The sequence below is a fragment of the Thiothrix sp. genome, assembly GCF_028714775.1.
GTDB lineage: Bacteria > Pseudomonadota > Gammaproteobacteria > Thiotrichales > Thiotrichaceae > Thiothrix.
On sequence record NZ_JAQTLS010000012.1, the window covers coordinates 99,189 to 116,435 of the forward strand.

19 protein-coding genes are annotated in these 17,247 nt (G+C 53.4%); 9 read left to right on the forward strand and 10 right to left on the reverse strand.

What is annotated here, in order from left to right; genetic code table 11:
• The 3 genes from PHE17_RS12820 to PHE17_RS12830 form a co-directional block, all read right to left on the reverse strand.
• The gene (locus PHE17_RS12820; protein WP_301016262.1) at window positions 1–360 is read right to left on the reverse strand and encodes a hypothetical protein; all 360 of its coding nucleotides are present in this window, start codon (window positions 358–360) and stop codon (window positions 1–3) included.
• A gap of 61 nt (window positions 361–421) precedes the next feature.
• The gene (locus PHE17_RS12825; protein ID WP_301016263.1) at window positions 422–1,171 is read right to left on the reverse strand and encodes an arginyltransferase; all 750 of its coding nucleotides are present in this window, start codon (window positions 1,169–1,171) and stop codon (window positions 422–424) included.
• 11 nt (window positions 1,172–1,182) lie between these two features.
• A complete protein-coding gene (locus tag PHE17_RS12830) occupies window positions 1,183–1,887 on the reverse strand; it encodes a Crp/Fnr family transcriptional regulator (protein WP_301016264.1) in 705 nt (234 codons plus the stop codon).
• 238 nt (window positions 1,888–2,125) lie between these two features.
• Between PHE17_RS12830 and ribBA the strand changes: the two genes are divergently transcribed.
• From ribBA to PHE17_RS12850, 4 genes are all read left to right on the forward strand, one after another.
• Window positions 2,126–3,232: a bifunctional 3,4-dihydroxy-2-butanone-4-phosphate synthase/GTP cyclohydrolase II gene (gene ribBA / locus PHE17_RS12835; protein WP_301016265.1), complete on the forward strand. Its 1,107-nt coding sequence runs from the start codon at window positions 2,126–2,128 to the stop codon at window positions 3,230–3,232.
• 15 nt (window positions 3,233–3,247) lie between these two features.
• Window positions 3,248–3,724: a 6,7-dimethyl-8-ribityllumazine synthase gene (gene ribE, locus PHE17_RS12840; RefSeq protein WP_301016266.1), complete on the forward strand. Its 477-nt coding sequence runs from the start codon at window positions 3,248–3,250 to the stop codon at window positions 3,722–3,724.
• A gap of 6 nt (window positions 3,725–3,730) precedes the next feature.
• The gene (nusB, locus tag PHE17_RS12845) at window positions 3,731–4,198 is read left to right on the forward strand and encodes a transcription antitermination factor NusB (RefSeq protein ID WP_301016267.1); all 468 of its coding nucleotides are present in this window, start codon (window positions 3,731–3,733) and stop codon (window positions 4,196–4,198) included.
• A gap of 158 nt (window positions 4,199–4,356) precedes the next feature.
• Entirely contained in the window at window positions 4,357–4,527 is a 171-nt protein-coding gene (locus PHE17_RS12850) for a hypothetical protein (protein WP_301016268.1), read from the forward strand.
• Between the two features lie 16 nt (window positions 4,528–4,543).
• Here the strand turns inward: PHE17_RS12850 and PHE17_RS12855 are convergent, their stop codons facing one another.
• The gene (locus PHE17_RS12855) at window positions 4,544–5,257 is read right to left on the reverse strand and encodes a class I SAM-dependent methyltransferase (RefSeq protein WP_301016269.1); all 714 of its coding nucleotides are present in this window, start codon (window positions 5,255–5,257) and stop codon (window positions 4,544–4,546) included.
• A gap of 22 nt (window positions 5,258–5,279) precedes the next feature.
• A complete protein-coding gene (locus PHE17_RS12860) occupies window positions 5,280–6,485 on the reverse strand; it encodes an NnrS family protein (RefSeq protein ID WP_301016271.1) in 1,206 nt (401 codons plus the stop codon).
• Window positions 6,486–6,532: 47 nt separating this feature from the next.
• On the opposite strand from PHE17_RS12860, the gene PHE17_RS12865 reads away from it, so the two are divergent.
• Window positions 6,533–7,303 (forward strand): TSUP family transporter, encoded by a 771-nt coding sequence (locus tag PHE17_RS12865; protein ID WP_301016272.1) that lies wholly within the window; start codon window positions 6,533–6,535, stop codon window positions 7,301–7,303.
• A 12-nt stretch (window positions 7,304–7,315) separates the two neighbouring features.
• On the opposite strand, the gene PHE17_RS12870 is transcribed toward PHE17_RS12865, so the two are convergent.
• The 3 genes from PHE17_RS12870 to der form a co-directional block, all read right to left on the reverse strand.
• Complete coding sequence (locus tag PHE17_RS12870; protein ID WP_301016273.1) at window positions 7,316–7,474, reverse strand: hypothetical protein; 159 nt, start codon at window positions 7,472–7,474, stop codon at window positions 7,316–7,318.
• A gap of 30 nt (window positions 7,475–7,504) precedes the next feature.
• On the reverse strand, window positions 7,505–8,962 hold the full coding sequence (locus PHE17_RS12875) for an FAD-dependent oxidoreductase (RefSeq protein ID WP_301016274.1): 1,458 nt from the start codon (window positions 8,960–8,962) through the stop codon (window positions 7,505–7,507).
• 86 nt (window positions 8,963–9,048) lie between these two features.
• Entirely contained in the window at window positions 9,049–10,470 is a 1,422-nt protein-coding gene (gene der / locus PHE17_RS12880) for a ribosome biogenesis GTPase Der (RefSeq protein ID WP_301016303.1), read from the reverse strand.
• 124 nt (window positions 10,471–10,594) lie between these two features.
• Between der and galU the strand changes: the two genes are divergently transcribed.
• The 3 genes from galU (at window position 10,595) to PHE17_RS12895 (ending at window position 14,392) form a co-directional block, all read left to right on the forward strand.
• Window positions 10,595–11,503: a UTP--glucose-1-phosphate uridylyltransferase GalU gene (gene galU / locus PHE17_RS12885; RefSeq protein ID WP_301016275.1), complete on the forward strand. Its 909-nt coding sequence runs from the start codon at window positions 10,595–10,597 to the stop codon at window positions 11,501–11,503.
• Complete coding sequence (gene recD / locus PHE17_RS12890; protein WP_301016276.1) at window positions 11,500–13,047, forward strand: exodeoxyribonuclease V subunit alpha; 1,548 nt, start codon at window positions 11,500–11,502, stop codon at window positions 13,045–13,047. Before galU ends, recD begins: the two co-directional genes overlap by 4 nt.
• A gap of 169 nt (window positions 13,048–13,216) precedes the next feature.
• Window positions 13,217–14,392: a pyridoxal phosphate-dependent aminotransferase gene (locus PHE17_RS12895; RefSeq protein WP_301016277.1), complete on the forward strand. Its 1,176-nt coding sequence runs from the start codon at window positions 13,217–13,219 to the stop codon at window positions 14,390–14,392.
• Between the two features lie 52 nt (window positions 14,393–14,444).
• Here PHE17_RS12895 and PHE17_RS12900 read toward each other — a convergent pair whose 3' ends face one another.
• The gene (locus PHE17_RS12900; RefSeq protein WP_301016278.1) at window positions 14,445–14,963 is read right to left on the reverse strand and encodes a heme-binding protein; all 519 of its coding nucleotides are present in this window, start codon (window positions 14,961–14,963) and stop codon (window positions 14,445–14,447) included.
• 34 nt (window positions 14,964–14,997) lie between these two features.
• Complete coding sequence (gene miaB / locus PHE17_RS12905; protein ID WP_301016279.1) at window positions 14,998–16,362, reverse strand: tRNA (N6-isopentenyl adenosine(37)-C2)-methylthiotransferase MiaB; 1,365 nt, start codon at window positions 16,360–16,362, stop codon at window positions 14,998–15,000.
• Between the two features lie 191 nt (window positions 16,363–16,553).
• Between miaB and PHE17_RS12910 the strand changes: the two genes are divergently transcribed.
• Complete coding sequence (locus PHE17_RS12910) at window positions 16,554–17,216, forward strand: SH3 domain-containing protein (RefSeq protein WP_301016280.1); 663 nt, start codon at window positions 16,554–16,556, stop codon at window positions 17,214–17,216.
• Window positions 17,217–17,247: the final 31 nt, after the last annotated feature.

Genomic DNA, 17,247 nt, shown 5'->3' on the forward strand with positions numbered 1-17,247 from the left:
TTAGCGGAAAGGTATCTGGAACAACGCCCGCAAGCTGTCTCTCAGGCGGTTGGCGGGCGGTGGAGCTGCTTGGCTTTCTGGGTGGATTTCCCGTGGTACATAACCAAATGTTTCATTGAACAGTGAGAAGTCGATGCAAAATGTATCGCCTTCGCCATGTTGGGAAAGAATTTCCACCAAAGGCAGTTCACGGCGGTGCTGTGAGGTGACGGTTTTGATGAAACCTTGCTGGCTTAAGCCCGTGATGCCCGTGATTTTGCGTTTGCGGCTGTTTTCATCAGTGACATTCCAGTAAATCAGGCCACTTTCAGGGGTTTTTTGCTGATGGGAAATCGTATTCAGGGTGAAAGTTTTGAGCATTGTTGACTCTCATGCGGTGACGGGGTAGCCCAAAAACTAGCATGAAATATAACCGCAACCATTAACTTTCAGACGATCTGCACGACCTTTTATCGGCTGGTTCCAGCGTTTCCCAAACACCATTTCTCAAGCCCTCAATCGGCTGGAAACGGGTCTTGTAATTCATCTTTGGTGACTCAGCAATCCAATAGCCGGGGTAGACATAGGGCAAACCCCGTTCGCGGGCATAGTCGATTTGCCACAGTACCGCATACGTTCCCAAGCCGCGTTTTTCACCAATATCGGGGGCGAAAAAGGTGTATACCGACGACAGGCCATTGGGTGTTTCATCGACCGTTGCCACTGCCAGCAGGTCATCACCGTCACGGAATTCCACCAATAAGGTTTCGCTCCAGCGGCTGAGCAGGAAACCGGCAAATGTTTCCATGCTATCCGTTTCCATCCCGCCGCCTTTGTGGCGTTGGTTGATGTATTGCCGGTATAACTCACCGTATTCGGGTTTGAAACCTTCCCCCCGGTTGACGTGTACCTGCAAGTCGCGGTTACGTTGCTTGGTCCGTTGCTGCGAGCGGTTAGGTTTGAAATGTTCGACCGGAATGCGCGTTGAAACGCAGGACGTGCATGTCTTGCAGTGGGGGCGATAGACATCGGTTCCACTGCGCCGAAAGCCGCTGTCCAACAAACGGGCATACAACTTTGTGGTCATGCTGAAACAAGGGTCAACCAGCAGGTTGACGGCTTGCCGGTCGGGTAAATAAGGGCAGGGGTGGACAGCAGTAATGTAAAGGTTGAGGTTGGCTTCTGCTGACATCCGGTTCACCTTCAGCAGCTTCCGCTGGAACAAGCTGTTTTACGTAAACCCTCAACGTTTTGTATTTGGATGCTGCCGCGTTGTTCGTTGATGAAACCTTGGCGTTTCCAGTCTGAGAGGAAGCGGCTGACCGTTTCAATCGTCAATCCCAGCAACTCGCCGATTTCAGCACGGGAAAGCGGCAGCACTACCCAGCCGCCACCCATGTTCTCACACCAGCGCAGCAGGAATGAGGCCAAACGTTCGGCAGCTTTTTTTGCCCCCAGTTCCAGCATCATGTCTTCCGCTTCACGCAAGTGCTGAATCCAGCGGCGCATCATGGTGTTTTCGATTTCAGGGTTTTGTTTTTTCAGCTCCATCAGTTCGCCCAGTGGCAGGCGGCAAACTTCGATTTCACTCAAGGGGATGGCGGTATGGTTGTAAGGTTCACCAGCAAAGCCGTCAAAGCCAAACAAATCGCCTGCCCGCAATACGCGGACAATCTGGGTGCGCCCATTGGGAAGGGTTTTGATCAGCTTGACCAGCCCCCGGCGCAAGGTGAAGGCATTCAGTGCCACATCACCTTGATGATAGACCGTTTCATCAGCAGCATAGGTAACTACAGACGGCTGGAAGAGCTGTATTTCAACCAGTCGGTCTATCGGCAATTGGGCGAAAATGCTTAAGTGCCGAATCTGGCACGATTGGCAATGCCCCTTGCCTTTGATGTTTGACATACCCTCTCCTTTATCCTTGCAGTCCGCAATATGCACTACACATAAGGAATATTACTGTTTCCGCTGTTGAAGAACAATCAAGGCTGCGGCTTAAGGGGGCTTTTGCGTTATTTCATGGCGGAAAAGGCTAGCATTGGTCACATTTCGCGTTTTCGCGTATGATTGCGCCTTTTCAACCCTAAAGTAGACTGTACCCACACGTTAGCCAGTCAGTCGCATGGATAGATGCAGGAACCCTATGCAATTCAACACCACAGAAGAGATACTCGAAGACCTCGCCGCCGGTAAAATGGTCGTTATTGTTGACGATGAAGACCGCGAAAATGAAGGCGACTTATTAATGGTGGCTTCCCTCACGCGACCGGAAGACATCAATTTCATGGTCAAAGAAGGGCGCGGCTTGGTTTGCCTGACCCTGACCCGTGAGCGTTGCAAGCAGTTGAACCTGCCACTGATGATTTCCGCGACAGACGAAGAACACCGCACCAATTTCACCGTGTCGATTGAAGCGGCGGAAGGTGTAACGACAGGCATTTCGGCTTATGACCGTGCCCATACCGTGCGCACGGCGGTTGCACCGAATGCCCAGCCTGCCGACATTGAACAGCCGGGGCATATTTTCCCCTTGATGGCGCAACCGGGCGGGGTATTGACCCGCGCAGGCCATACCGAAGCGGGCTGCGATTTGGCACGTTTGGCAGGTTTTGAGCCAGCCGCGACAATCGTGGAAATCCTCAACGAAGACGGCACAATGGCACGTCGCCCTGACCTTGAAATCTTTGCCGAAAAGCACTGCCTCAAAATGGGGACTATCGAAGACCTGATCCGTTACCGTGTGCAAAATGAAAAGACCATCGAGCGTATCTTTGAAAAAGATGTGTCCACGGAATACGGCCAATTCCATCTGGTTGCTTACCAAGAACTCGCCAAACACGACATACATCTGGCGCTGGTCAAAGGTGAAGTCAGTGCCGACGATACCGTCATGGTGCGTGTGCATTTGGAAAATGAGCTATGCGACCTGCTGGCATTAACGGAGCCGGGTTGCGGTTGGCCTTTACGCAGTGCGATGAAACGTATCAGCGACGAGGGTAAGGGCGCAATCGTTATCCTGCGTGAACCGATCCAAACACAAAACCTGTTGCAACAGTTGAAAGGGTTTGAATCTCGCCCCGTAGTGCGGGACAATGCCCGCTCTTCACCGGCTGAGCTAAAAACCTACGGCATTGGTGCGCAAATCCTCTCTGACCTCGGCATCCGTCGGATGCGCGTGATGAGTGCGCCCAAACGCTTCCACGGGATTGCTGGTTTCGGTCTGGAAATTGTTGATTACGTTCAGGATTAAGGTTGGGATTATTCAATGGGCTGCAATGTTATCGAAGGTGATTACGCACCACAGGAAGCAAAATACGGCATCGTCGTTGCGCGTTTTAACAGTTTTATCGTCGAAAGCCTGCTTTCCGGCGCAATTGATGCACTCAAGCGTCATGGTGGCGTGAAAGAGGAAGACATTGATGTAGTACGTGTGCCGGGCGCATACGAACTGCCATTGGTGGCACAGGCAATGGCGGCTAATGGTGATTACGATGCCATTATCGCGTTGGGCGCGGTTATCCGTGGCAGCACGCCGCACTTTGATTATGTCGCAGGTGAAGCCTCCAAAGGGCTGGCATCGGTTGGTTTGGCACACGAACTGCCGGTTATTTTTGGTGTCCTGACCACGGATACCATCGAGCAATCTATCGAGCGGGCAGGGACAAAAGCAGGCAACAAAGGCGCGGAAGCGGCTCTGTCTGCGATTGAAATGGTTTCTTTGCTGCGTAAGATCAGGAAATAAACACAAATGGCTGGTCGCAAACCCCTTTCGGAATCCCAGCAATTAATTGCCCGTCGTCGTGTTGCACGGCGGCTGGCAATGCAGGGCGTCTATCAATGGATTATCACAGGTAATGAATTCAATGAGATATACCTGTACTTTCAGGAAGATCGTGAATTGGCGGAAGATTTCCGCAAGTCGGATGCGGCCTTTTGCCATAAACTGATGCGTTGCGCGATAGAGGGCGGTGAGGAACTGGAAAACCGGATTTCCCCGCACCTTGACCGCAAACTGTCCCAAGTTGACCCGATTGAACATGCCGTGTTGCGGGTAGCTACCTGCGAACTGGTAAACCACATCGAAACCCCTTTCAAAGTGGTGGTCAATGAATACGTTAATCTGGCGAAAAAATTTGGCGCGGAACAGGCACACAAATTTATCAACGGCGTATTGGACAAGATCGCAGCGGATGCCCGTCCGCTCGAACGCCAGTAAGCTCATTAACCGGGCGTAGCTATTACGCCCCGGTATACAAAAACCTTTCATCTGCTCTACACATTTTCTGCACATCTACACGCTATGCTTGCCACAAGCGTCGCCAATACGGCTGGCGTGGTTAAAAAATATAAATAAGCGACAGGAGTGTGGCACAAATGAATACGATGGCAGAGCCATTCCGGCACAATGACAAACTACCCTTAATGTTCCGGCAGCTTCCTAAAAGCCGTTCCCTGCATGGCGCTGTTCCGCAAGAGCCACGTGGCGAGCGGATGCAACGCTGGCAGCACAGGCTGGAACGCCTGTTTGCCCGCCAAGTCTATTGAAATACGGCGCAGGGAATTAACCCGGTTTGCGTAATAGGTCGACCCGTATCGGGTTATCAAACCGTGCCCCTTCCGCTCCTATGTGAGCTGCGAAGCGGGCTTTCACGGTGGCATACAGTGCATCATCAAGCTGGTGGTTGGTGTGCGTCACGTTGAGGATGCGCTCTTCAAATTCCTCGAAATTGGCAAAGCGTGACTCAGTGTTACAGAAAATTTGCTCGACCAGTTCCAGTTTGCCGGAAGTAACCACTTCGCATATCGCCTGAAACGCCAGTTCGCGCACCACCTTTTCGTCGTGGAATAGGCGCAGGATGTCGTTGAAATCCCCTGCGTATACGGGTTCGGAAATCCATGCCAAACCGCCGGGTTTGAGTACGCGGGCGATTTCCTGCATCCCTTGCGCCATCAGTTCGGGCGGAACGTGGTGCAGGGATTTGAACATGAATACCACGTCGATGCTGTTATCCGGGGCGTCGATAGCTTGAGCACCGCCGGATTTGAACACAATGCGTCCGTCATTTTGTTGCTCTTCGAGGTTTTTGGCGTGCTGGATTTGGTCAACTTCGGTGGCAATGATACGGGCAAGCGGAAAGCGTTCAGCAAGCAAGCGCGTCATACGCGCCGTGCCACAGCCGAGTTCCAGCGCGGTGGCATTGCTTAGCGGCAAGTGCTTACCAATCAGGTCGAGTTCGTTGCAGCGGTTCTGTGCCAGTGGATTTTGGATTTGCATAATGTTACTCAAGGTTAGAAATTTAGCCGTAACGTTTGTCGATGCGTGGCTTGATCAGCATCGGCGCATACTGCCACACGAACAGGCTGAAAGCGGCAATCCACAGTAATTGTGCGCTTAAAATCCACACGCCATAAAATTCGGGAACCAGCCACACATTCAGCACGCGGATGAATGCGCCACTGAACAGCAGCAAGAAAATCACCATCAGGATCGGCGGTGGGTCAAACACATTACGCCCGGTATGCCCCAGTGCCACCCGCGCCATCATGCCTATGGTCATCATGCCAATACCGCCAACACTGAAAGCGTGCAGCCCGATCCAAGGTGAAACGCCTGCCGCAGCCGCGAGGAATTTCAACACGAAACCGGCAATCAGCCAGCAATACGCAAGATACAGTACCCACAACAGGTTCTTTTCCCAGATATTCGGGTGATACCAACCAACCAAGCGGAAGGCGTGCAAGGGCACTTGCGCCAGTGCCAAGATTGCTGCGAGGAAACCGGCAGCCGTATTGCCCGTACCCATTGCCGCAACATCCGCGATGGCAAACAGCAAAAACAGGATCAGGCTGATGCGGTCAACCCACACATCATTTTTCGCTTCAAACGGGCAACCCACACCGCGTTCAATGAAAAACGGGATCACCCTCCGCCCCATCGTGAAAATCAGCGCCAGAATAATGTAGAAACCTGTATATAAGCCGATTTGCAAACCCGCAGGCCAATACCCTAGCAAACCAAGGTAAAACACAATATTGGCAGGAACCAGCAACGCAATTTTGCCTGCCAGTGCCGCATGGTTCCACTGTTTGGTCTTGATGATCGGGCGTGCGATTTCCACGCTCAGCCACACCAAAAAGGCAGTATCGACCAGTGCCGCCAGCGGCAGGAAACCCGTAAAGGGCAGCACCCGTACCAACAGCCATACCAACGCGAGGATCAGCAAGGGTTGTTGGTGGATGGTTTGGATGTTTGTCCAGTTCTTAACCGCAGTCAGCAGAAAACCAGCAGCGACCGCAACGGCGTAACCGAAAACCATTTCATGCGCGTGCCAACTCATCGGCGCATAGGTGGATGGCAGCAATAACCAGTTGAAATGGTACATGCCCAGCCACAACAGCATCCCTATGACACCAAACACGCCAGCGGCAAGGAAGAACGGGCGGAAACCGAGATGGGATAGGGCGTATTTGCCGGTGTAAGGTTTTTCGATGTTTAGCAGCATGTCGACATCCGTGTTGGTTTTACGAAGCCTCCATTATACTGCACTGCATGATATTAGCTTTATTCCATACTGCGTTTGATCCCTCTTTATTATTGATCCTATTTATTCTGGCGATTATTGCCGGATGGGTCGATGCCATCGGTGGCGGCGGTGGCCTCATTTGCATTCCCGCGCTGCTGTGGGCAGGTTTCACGCCGTTGGAAAGCTTGGCAACCAACAAACTGCAAGCCAGTTTCGGCTCTTCGACGGCGGCATATAATTACACCCGTCACGGCTTGGTCGATGTGAAAGGGCAAAAATTGGCAATCGCGCTGACATTCATCGGCTCGGTATGCGGTACGTTGCTGGTGCAGCAGGTAGATTCCAGCTTGCTGGAAAAGGCGATTCCGTTGCTGTTGATGCTGTTCGCGCTGTATTTCCTGTTTTCGCCGAGAATCAGCGATTTGGATCAGCAACAGCTTATTTCACCGCCAGTGTTTGCTGTAACTGTAGGGTTCGGTGCAGGTTTTTACGACGGTTTCTTTGGCCCCGGCGCGGGTACATTTTACACCATGGGTTATGTGGCGTTGTTGGGGTTTGGTTTGCCGAAAGCGACAGGAAATACCAAATTGCTGAATTTCACCAGCAATATTGCCGCGCTACTGTTCTTTGCCTTGTCGGGGCATATCGTGTGGTTGGTAGGTTTAGTAATGGGGGTAGGGCAGATGGTCGGCAGTTACATCGGTACACACATGGCGGTCAGGCATGGTACGCGCCTGATCCGCCCGGTGTTAGTGACGGTCTCGCTGTTGGTGTCGCTTAAACTGCTGTTGGCTTAAGCGACTTGCCGTTTAGTGGTGCGATTTCGCCATCAACTTGAGCATTTTCAGGTTGATGATCACGAAACGGTACAACTGCCAAATGATGGATGTCCGCATGTAGCGGGTAATCCCCGTCGGCACAGGCGGGTAGTACGCCTGTTGGTAAGGCTCTTTGTTTTTGACTGACATGGTGTTTTCCTCAATAAATCCCGCAATGCATTAATCTGGCAACAATGACCAGCCCGGACGCAATTTCGCCTGATAAATGAACATGTGGTGCAGCAGGTATTTCATCCAATGTCCTGCCAGCCCAATTTCACCGAAGGTCAAATCCAAATCACGCCCGTATTCGGGGTACTTTTCGTAATCCGGCACGACTGGGAATACCGTCATGGTAGCGGCAGTCCCTTTGAAGATGTGGGAGCCAGTGGAAGCCACGCAAGCCGCGCCCATGGTTGCCATTGAGGCGGTATGGGTAGGTTTTTCTGCCCCCTTGACCATATCACGGATGCTCATGGCAACGGCTTTCGCCATCGTCGCGGAAGGCATCCCAGTACGTGGTGGGGCAGGGTTGATCGGTGTGCCGTTCGCACTTTGCATCGGTTTGCTGATCAGGTGCGGTGGGGCAAAAGCGATACCAACCGCGAATACATTCGGGTAAGCCGGGGTTTGGTAAGTCTTAGGCCAATCTTGCGCACTCCAATCCGAGAACGGCTTGACGGTGTAATCCGCATCCACTTTCATGAAACCGTTAGCGGCAAACACTTGCGCGGTAATGTCGTCGCCGGACTTGCTGAATGCTTTCAGCCCGACACCTGCAAAGGGTGGGATTAGCATGGCGAAGTCGAAATCCAGTTCGTGGAAGCTGCCATCAAGTATTTCGTAGTGGATTTTGTTGGCTTCCACTTTCGTGACATGCGAACGCACAATCCATTCCATGCCGCGTTCCACCATCAGCGATTCGGCGAAGGTTTTGCCGTTGGTGATGTAGCCACCGCGTGCAATGTGTACACCGCCCATGCCGAAATCGCCGAGTTCGTATTCGTTGCTCAGCCAGACAATACGCGCCTTATCGCGCACGCCCGCTTCGCGCAGGGTGTGGTCAACGTTATAGATGTATTCAAACGCCGCGCCTTGGCAGGTGCACATACCGTGACCTGTGCCGATCACGAAGGTCTTGTTGGCTCCAGCTTTCATGCTGTCGATGGTGGCTTGGAGCTTTTCGTTGGCTTCCAGCGCGTGAGAGGCAGTACAAACCGAAACTGTGTGCCCAGCTTCCGGCCCCAAGCCTTGGGTAGCTGCGAAATTCAGTTTTGGCCCAGTGGCATTGATCAGGTAGTCGTAGCTGATTTTTTCACTTTCCCCGCTACGTGCCGGGTCGGTGTATTCCACCATGACATAGGGGGTGTCGCTGTCAGCGCTGCCTTCAGGGTGTACGGACAAGGCTTTGGCTTGGTGGAAAGCTACGCCCAGTTTGTTGTAAATCGGGCGCAGTTCAAAGGTGACATCATCTTCGGTCATCTGCCCGACGCCAACCCAGATATTGGAGGGAATCCAGTTCCACTTGGCATTGGGTGAAACGACAACAATTTCGTGTTGTTTGCCGATCCACTTGCCAAGGTATCTTGCGGCTGTATGTCCGGCGACACCAGCACCCAGAATAACAATGCGTGACATAGCGTTTTATGCTCCAAGACACTAAAGGCGCGAAAACTACAGGAATCTTCGCCAAAATATAAGTGCCTTATGCTGCTATGCCGCGCTTATTTTTTCTTCTTTTCGCTTTTCTTGATTTCCCGCACCCGCGCCATCTGGCGTTTTTTGGTGTGTTCCTGACGTGGGGTAAGGGTTTTGTGCTTACCCTCGTAAGGATTTTCGCCCGACTTGTATTCGATGCGTAACTGTGTGCCAGTCAGCTTGAGGGTTTGGCGGAAATAGTTTGCCAGATAGCGCGTGTAGGCTTCTGGCACATAGTCTGTGCGGTTGCCGTGAATAATGATGCGGAACGGGTTACTGCCACCTTGGTGGGCGTAGCGCAGCTTGATGCGTTGCCCTCGGGTCAGCGGTGGTTGGTGCTGTTGGATTGCCATTTCCAAAATCCGCGTCAGACGTGGGGTTGGCACTTTCATCATGGCGGAATCGTAAGCGCGTTTCACTGCCGCATACAGCAAGCCTACGTTGGAGCCGTGCAGGGCGGAGATGAAATAGGTTTCCGCAAACGAAATGAATGGCAGTTTGATTTCCAACTGCTGCTTGATCCAATCGCGCTGGTCGGATTCCAGCCCGTCCCATTTATTGACCGCGAGGATCAGTGCTTTGCCTGCGTCAAGGATCAGCCCCAGCAAATGCGCATCTTGGTCGGCGATCACGTCGTGGGCGTCCACCAGCATAATGACCACGTGCGCCCGTTGGATAGCATCCAGTGTCTTGATGATGCTGAATTTCTCGATGGTTTCGTCCACGCGGCTACGGCGGCGTACCCCAGCGGTGTCAATCAGGGTGTATTTCTGCCCATCGCGCTCGAAGGGGATGAAAATGCTGTCGCGGGTTGTGCCGGGTTGGTCGAAAGCGATGACCCGTTCTTCCCCCATAATGCGGTTGACCAGCGTGGATTTGCCGACATTCGGACGCCCTACGAAAGCGATACGGATGCTGCCATCTTCTTGCTCTGCCTCGTCTTCTTCCGTCGAGGTCGCGCCGCAATGGTCAAGCACGGCCTCCATCATGACGGTGACACCACGCCCTTGAATGGCGGCAACCATGAAAACTTCTGTAAAGCCCAGTGCGTAAAATTCTGCCGCTGCTTGATCAGGGTCAACACGGTCAATCTTGTTGACCAGCAAATAAATGGGTTTGCCTGTCGCACGGATGTCTTGCGCAATGCTCTCATCAGCGGCGGTCATGCCTTGTTTACCGTCCACAATAAACAGGATGGCATGGGCTTCTTGGATCGCGGCTTGGGTTTGTTTGAACATTTGTGCATCAATGCCATCCTGTTCGCCGCTTAAACCGCCGGTATCAATCAGCAAGTAACCGCGCCCGTTCAGGTCGCCAGTGCCATACTTACGGTCACGGGTGAGGCCGGGGAAATCCGCCACCAGCGCGTCGCGTGAGCGCGTCAGACGGTTAAACAGGGTAGATTTGCCAACATTAGGGCGGCCAATTAGGGCCAGAACAGGTTTCATCATGACTTTACTGCAAGAAAACAATCGCGGAAGGATACCATGAGGAAATGATGATAAACAGGCTGTAATACGGTACAGTTTCACGCATTGCACAATCACTTGAGGAATAAGAGGGACACTTTTCATGCATCATAATCATAAAGTCCGCAAAGCAGTCATTCCGGTCGCGGGGCTAGGCACGCGCATGTTGCCAGCGACCAAGGCCATCCCTAAAGAAATGCTGCCGATTGTTGATAAGCCGTTGATCCAATATGTGGTGAGCGAATGTATCGCTGCCGGGATCAATGAAATCGTGTTGGTTACGCATTCCAGTAAAAACTCCATCGAAAACCACTTTGACACCAGTTTCGAGTTGGAAACCATGCTGGAAAAGCGCGTCAAACGTCAGTTGCTGGACGAAGTGCGTTCCATTTGCCCACGTGATGTCACCATCATGCACGTGCGCCAAGGGCAGGCCAAAGGCTTGGGGCACGCCATCATGTGTGCGTTCCCGGTAGTGGGTAACGAGCCTTTCGCGGTAGTGCTGCCGGACGTGATCCTAGATCAATACGCCAGCGATTTGAGCAAGGAAAACCTCGCCGAGATGCTGCGCTTGTACGATGAAACTGGCTTTAGTCAAGTCATGGTCGAACCTGTACCGATGGAAAAAGTGTCGTCCTACGGGATCGTGGATTTGAACGGGCAAACCGTAGAACCGGGTGAATCCGTGCCGTTGAGCGCGATTGTGGAAAAACCTGCCCAAGACGAAGCGCCATCCAACTTCGCCGTAGTCGGGCGTTACGTGCTTTCCCCGCACACGTGGGGCTGGCTGAAACGCACTCCGTTGGGTGCAGGGGATGAAATCCAGTTGACTGACACCATCGGCTTGCTGATGCGTGAATATCAGGTCAATGCTTTCCACATGACCGGCAAAAGCCACGATTGCGGCTCGAAAATGGGCTATATGGCAGCCAATGTGGAATATGCCTCACGTCACCCAGAAGTGGGGGCGCGTTTCAACGCATTCCTCAAAGAGTACGTAAAAACAATTTGATAGCAGCTATATCTCATCCACTGGATGAACAGCTTGCCACCTTGCTGCAACGGCTGGGTGGCGCTGCGGACAATGCCGCGTTGCGCTTGCTGGCGAAATATGTCAGCGAGAGTACCCGCAATGGGGTCATTGCCGCGCCGCTGGCTGGTTTGCCTAATTTTGACCGCGATGCCGTGCAAGGGGCAGTGGTGGGTGAACCGGGGGATTACAAACCGCTGATTTTGGGTGATAGCCATGCGTGGTTGTACCGCTACTGGCGGTATGAAGAGCGTTTGGTGGGATGCATTCGCGAACGTTTAGCTCGGGGTGATGCCTTCCAAATCATCACAGGTGGCCCCGGCACAGGCAAAACCACCACCGTTACCCGCACCCTTGCGCACTTGCTGGAACAGGGAATCCGCCCCGAACGTATTTTGCTTGCCGCGCCAACGGGTAAAGCGGCGATGCGGATGCAAGAATCCATCACCGAAACCCGCCAACGTTTGGCATTCCCCACGGAAATTGCCGAACGTATTCCAACGCAGGCCAGTACTTTGCACCGTTTGCTGGGTTTCATCCCCAATCGGGTGGGGTTCCGCCATCATGCTGAAAATCCGCTGCCTGCCGATGTGGTCATCGTTGACGAAGCCTCCATGATCGACATTTCCTTGATGACGCATTTGTTTGAAGCCGTGCCGCCGCAGGCTAAGCTGATCTTGTTGGGCGATAAAGACCAGTTGGCATCGGTGGAAACGGGATCGATTTTCCGCGACTTGTGTGCGGCTCCAGCATTGCAGGGCAGCATCACGGTTTTGCAGAAAAGTTACCGTTTCGGCGCGGAGGATGGCATCGGGCAACTGGCGCAAGCGATCCGCGATGCGGATGAAGAGCGTTTGCTGGAAGTGCTGGCTTCCCCGGAATTTCCCGAAGTGAGCTTGGATGAATCGGGCGGCGGGCTGGATGCGGCCTTCCTGCGGCACGGTTGGGCGGCGTATGCGGATGCAGTGCAGGCGGGCGAAACGGAAGCGGTATTTAGCGCGTTTAATGCCTTGCGCATCCTCACGCCTTTACGCAAGGGGCGGCAGGGTGTGGAAGCCTTGAATGTGTGGGTGGATGGCGTGATGCAACGCCTGCTGCCAGTGCAATCGGGTGTGCTGAGGCCGTGGTATGTGGGCAGGCCAGTGATGGTGACGCAAAATGATTACCGCCAGAATTTGTTCAACGGTGATATTGGCATTGCGCTACCGAATGCCAGCGGGGAATTGCGGGTGTGGTTCCCGACCGGGGAAGCGGGGCAATACCGGGCGGTTGCGCCGATCCGTTTGCCTGCGCACGAAACCGCGTGGGCAATGACCATCCATAAAAGCCAAGGGTCGGAATTTACCCGCGTGCTGTTGATTTTGCCGGAAGCGGAAGACTTGCCGCTGCTGGGGCGCGAGTTGCTGTATACGGCGGTGACACGGGCGAAGCAGGGGATTCATGTGCTTGCTAACCGCGCTACTTTGGGGCGGGCGTTGCGGTTGGTTGCGCCGTCGGCGTCGTGCTTGCGGGTAAAACTAGAGTAGGGCTTCTGACAACCAAATGGGGTATGCGTAGCGGAAAATTGATTTTTTAGCTTATGCGCAGCGCCATCTTGCAGTAACATTATTGCCCCGCAACAGGGCTTCAAAGGCTCGGCGAGTGACAGCATTTTGCCGGGCATTCTGGAAAAACGTAAATACGGTTGGTTTTTAAGTGGATATACAACTTTCAGGGCGCGTTGGGCGCGTCAAACCTTCACCTACCTTGGCAGTCAGTGCGCTGGCAGCACAACTCAAAGCCTCCGGGCGTGACATTATTGGCTTGGGCGTGGGTGAGCCTGATTTTGATACGCCAGACCACATCAAGCAGGCAGGCATTGAGGCGATTCAAAAAGGTGAAACCCGCTATACGGCTGTGGATGGCACTCCTGCGCTGAAACAGGCGATTATCCGCAAGTTCAAGCGCGACAACGGCTTGGACTATTCCCCCAAGCAAATTTTGGTGTCATGCGGCGGCAAGCAAAGTTTCTACAACTTATGCCAAGCCTTGTTGAATGCTGGGGATGAAGTCATTATTCCCGCGCCGTATTGGGTTTCTTACCCTGACATGGTGTTGTTGGCAGATGGCGAGCCTGTGATTGTCGAAGCAGGGCAAGCTGAGAATTTCAAGCTGTCCGCTGCCAAGCTGGAAGCGGCGATTACCCCTAAAACCCGCTTGTTTGTGATCAATAGCCCCTCCAACCCCACGGGTGTGACCTACACGCTGGAAGAGTTGGCTGCCTTGGGTGAAGTGTTGCGCCGTCACCCGCAAGTCTTGATTGCGACCGACGATATGTACGAGCACGTACTGTTTGCGGGCAAGAAATTCGTCAACATCCTCAATGCTTGCCCTGATTTATTCGATCGCACCATCGTGCTGAACGGTGTTTCCAAGGCGTATGCCATGACCGGGTGGCGCATTGGTTACGCAGGCGGGCCTGAAAAGCTGATCCAAGCGATGAACATTATCCAGTCGCAAAGCACGTCTAACCCCACGTCGATTTCGCAATACGCCGCACGGGTAGCATTGGATGGCGACCAAAGCTTCATCAAAACCATGGTGGATGCTTTTGAACAGCGCCATGCGTTCGTGCTGAAAGCTTTCAATGCGATGGATGGGGTGGAATGCCTGCCTGCCGATGGCACGTTCTACAGCTTCCCGAATATGGCTGGCATGATCAAACGTTTGGGGCTGGAAAACGATCTGGCATTAAGCGCGTACCTGCTGGATAAAACTGGCGTAGCCGTCGTCCCCGGTTCGGCATTTGGTTTGGAAGGGCATATCCGCATTTCCTTCGCCACCAGCATGGCAAACCTCGAAGACGCTTTAGCCCGCATCGCGGCGCTCTAAAACCTTTAGCCCCTCGCCCGCTTGGCGGGAGAGGGGTTTGGGGTGAGGGTAATTACATCATCTCTAGCCGTTCTGCTAATTTGTCCAGTGCTGCTTGCGCACAGCCTGCGTCTTTATCGCCACCGGGCGCACCGCTGACACCAACAGCACCTAATAACGCACCGCCACTTTCGATTTTCAAGCCACCTTCAAGCATGGTGATGCCGTCAACTTCGTTCATTTCATCCTTGATGTCGGCACGGCTGCTACGGAATTCACCAGAACTGACACCCGACATGATCACGGCGTTGGCTTTTTCTTCGGCGATTTGCAGGGTGAAACGCGCTGTCAGCGTGTCACGCAACACCGCCTGTACGGAAGCACTGCGGTCAACCACCACCGCCGCCACGTTGTAACCTTTAGCGCGGCAATCGAGCACGGCCTCACGGGCAATGTCCAGCGCCAGTTCCATGCCAATTTGTTTGACATCCAGCATGTCGGGGGCTTTTTTCGCCTCTTCTGCTTGTAAGCTACCGATGCCTACCAGCAAAACACAGGCAATCAGGGGTTTTAGCGTGGTTTTCATTATCATGGGTTCACTCCTTAGCGGTTTGGGATGATTTTATTTAGAGGGGTAACATTAACATCCGCGTATCCTCACTTTCCACCGCCACAACCACCCCGCGCAGTGAGTTCGGCATAGCCTCCGTAATGCGGATGTCGACAAACTTGCCGATCAGGCGTGGATGCCCATCAAAGTTCACCACCCGGTTGTTTTCCGTGCGGCCTGCCATTTGGTTTTCATGTTTGCGGGCGGGGCGTTCTACTAATACCCGTTGTACCGTGCCGATCATGCTGCGGCTGATGGTGTGGGTTTGTTCCAAAATGCGGCTTTGCAGGTGCTGCAAACGGGCTTTTTTCACTTCCAGCGGCACATCATCGGGGTAGCTGGCGGCTGGCGTGCCGGGGCGCTGGCTGTAAATGAAGCTGAAACTGTTGTCGAAACCGATGTCTTCGATCAGCTTCATGGTGTCGGCAAAGTCCTGTTCGGTTTCGCCGGGGAAGCCGATGATGAAATCCGATGACATATACAAGTCGGGGCGGATTTGACGCAATTTACGGATTTTGGCTTTGTATTCAATCGCCATGTGGTTACGTTTCATCGCTGCCAAAATGCGGTCTGAACCGCTTTGCACGGGCAAATGCAGGTGGCTGACCAATTCCGGTACATCCGCGTAGACTTGGATCAGGCTGTCGCTGAATTCATTGGGATGCGACGTGGTGAAACGGATGCGGTCAATGCCGTCAATTGCCGCCACGTAAGTAATGAGCAGTGCTAAGTCGGCAATCGAGCCATCTTCCATCGTGCCCCGGTAAGCATTGACGTTTTGCCCCAATAGGTTGACTTCGCGCACGCCTTGTTCCGCCAATTGCGCTACTTCCAGCAGCACGTCGTCGAAGGGGCGGGAAATTTCTTCGCCACGGGTATAAGGCACAACGCAATACGTGCAGTATTTGCTGCACCCTTCCATGATCGACACGAAAGCAGTCGGGCCGTCGGCACGCGGTTCCGGTAAGTTGTCGAACTTTTCGATTTCGGGGAAGGAGATGTCCACCACTGGCGTGTGTTGGGTGCGCACTTGGCGGATCATGTCCGGCAAGCGGTGTAAGGTTTGCGGGCCGAATACCACATCCACCACCGGGGCACGGGCACGCAGCGCGTCACCTTCTTGGCTGGCAACGCAGCCGCCGACGCCGATAACCACATGTGGGTGACGTTCCTTGATCTTTTTCCAGCGCCCCAATTGCGAGAAAACTTTTTCCTGTGCCTTTTCGCGGATCGAACAGGTGTTCATCAGCAGCACATCGGCCTGTTCCGGGTCGTCGGTGAGTTCCATACCTTGAGCGTGGTGCAGTACGTCCAGCATTTTTGCGGAATCGTACTCGTTCATCTGGCATCCGTGGGTTTCGATAAAAATTTTGCCTGCCATCGTATCCGTCGTGTGAGCGTTGTGAAACGGGCTATTATCCCCGCTCTCCAGAAGGCAGACAACCGGCAAATATTGCGGATATTCTGGGTGAATTTTTTACACAGTAGCAGCTTTGGGGAAAAACAGACTAAACTCTGCCTTACTTGGTCTAAATTCTTCAAGAAATTAGGTGTGATAATGTTGGAGGTAGTATGAAAAAACCTTTTTTAATGGCTGCGGCAGCGTTGGTTGTAACGTTGGCAGTTTCCGGTATGGCTATGCAGACAGCGGAAGCAGCGCCAGTAAAGGTCTATTCGGTGACGAATGTTGAGACTGGCAAGGTGCTGAACATGCGTTCCGGGCCAGGCACGAATAACCCGATTGTTGCCCGTATCCCTTACAATGGCACTGGCATCGTTGCTACGGGTGAAGAGAAAAAAGTGGGCGTGGCGGTGTGGCTGAAAGTTTACTGGGCAGGCAAGGGCGGCTGGGTCAGCAAAACCTACCTGACTGACAACACTGGCCTTCCTGCTAACCCGCAGCCCGGTCAACCGCCTGCATCCGGTGGTGGCATCACCATGAAATGCAATGGTACGGAACCGTTCTGGGACATTACCATCACTGAGCGCAACATGAGCGTGAACACGGTGGATGGCCCACGCTACAACGTGCCGGTCACGTTCCGTCAGACTTCCGCCAATAACCGCACGATTGCCGTGATTGCTGGTGGCAACGGGCAGAATGTTACCCAAACCTTCCTGCAAAAAGTCGCGGCTTGCAGTGATGGGATGTCGGATAAAAACTACCCCTACGCCGCAACCGCCGTGGTGAATAACCGCATGGTGCTTTCCGGTTGCTGTACCGTACAGCCTTAAGCGATGAGGGCGGGGCTTTGAACCCGCCCGA

Bases quoted from the DNA above. Each gene is read 5' to 3' on its own strand.
- PHE17_RS12820 (WP_301016262.1), bottom strand. From the start codon at position 360: ATGCTCAAAACTTTCACCCTGAATACGATTTCCCATCAGCAAAAAACC.
- PHE17_RS12825 (WP_301016263.1), bottom strand. From the start codon at position 1,171: ATGTCAGCAGAAGCCAACCTCAACCTTTACATTACTGCTGTCCACCCC.
- PHE17_RS12830 (WP_301016264.1), bottom strand. From the start codon at position 1,887: ATGTCAAACATCAAAGGCAAGGGGCATTGCCAATCGTGCCAGATTCGG.
- ribBA (WP_301016265.1), top strand. From the start codon at position 2,126: ATGCAATTCAACACCACAGAAGAGATACTCGAAGACCTCGCCGCCGGT.
- ribE (WP_301016266.1), top strand. From the start codon at position 3,248: ATGGGCTGCAATGTTATCGAAGGTGATTACGCACCACAGGAAGCAAAA.
- nusB (WP_301016267.1), top strand. From the start codon at position 3,731: ATGGCTGGTCGCAAACCCCTTTCGGAATCCCAGCAATTAATTGCCCGT.
- PHE17_RS12850 (WP_301016268.1), top strand. From the start codon at position 4,357: ATGAATACGATGGCAGAGCCATTCCGGCACAATGACAAACTACCCTTA.
- PHE17_RS12855 (WP_301016269.1), bottom strand. From the start codon at position 5,257: ATGCAAATCCAAAATCCACTGGCACAGAACCGCTGCAACGAACTCGAC.
- PHE17_RS12860 (WP_301016271.1), bottom strand. From the start codon at position 6,485: ATGCTGCTAAACATCGAAAAACCTTACACCGGCAAATACGCCCTATCC.
- PHE17_RS12865 (WP_301016272.1), top strand. From the start codon at position 6,533: ATGATATTAGCTTTATTCCATACTGCGTTTGATCCCTCTTTATTATTG.
- PHE17_RS12870 (WP_301016273.1), bottom strand. From the start codon at position 7,474: ATGTCAGTCAAAAACAAAGAGCCTTACCAACAGGCGTACTACCCGCCT.
- PHE17_RS12875 (WP_301016274.1), bottom strand. From the start codon at position 8,962: ATGTCACGCATTGTTATTCTGGGTGCTGGTGTCGCCGGACATACAGCC.
- der (WP_301016303.1), bottom strand. From the start codon at position 10,470: ATGAAACCTGTTCTGGCCCTAATTGGCCGCCCTAATGTTGGCAAATCT.
- galU (WP_301016275.1), top strand. From the start codon at position 10,595: ATGCATCATAATCATAAAGTCCGCAAAGCAGTCATTCCGGTCGCGGGG.
- PHE17_RS12900 (WP_301016278.1), bottom strand. From the start codon at position 14,963: ATGATAATGAAAACCACGCTAAAACCCCTGATTGCCTGTGTTTTGCTG.
- miaB (WP_301016279.1), bottom strand. From the start codon at position 16,362: ATGGCAGGCAAAATTTTTATCGAAACCCACGGATGCCAGATGAACGAG.
- PHE17_RS12910 (WP_301016280.1), top strand. From the start codon at position 16,554: ATGAAAAAACCTTTTTTAATGGCTGCGGCAGCGTTGGTTGTAACGTTG.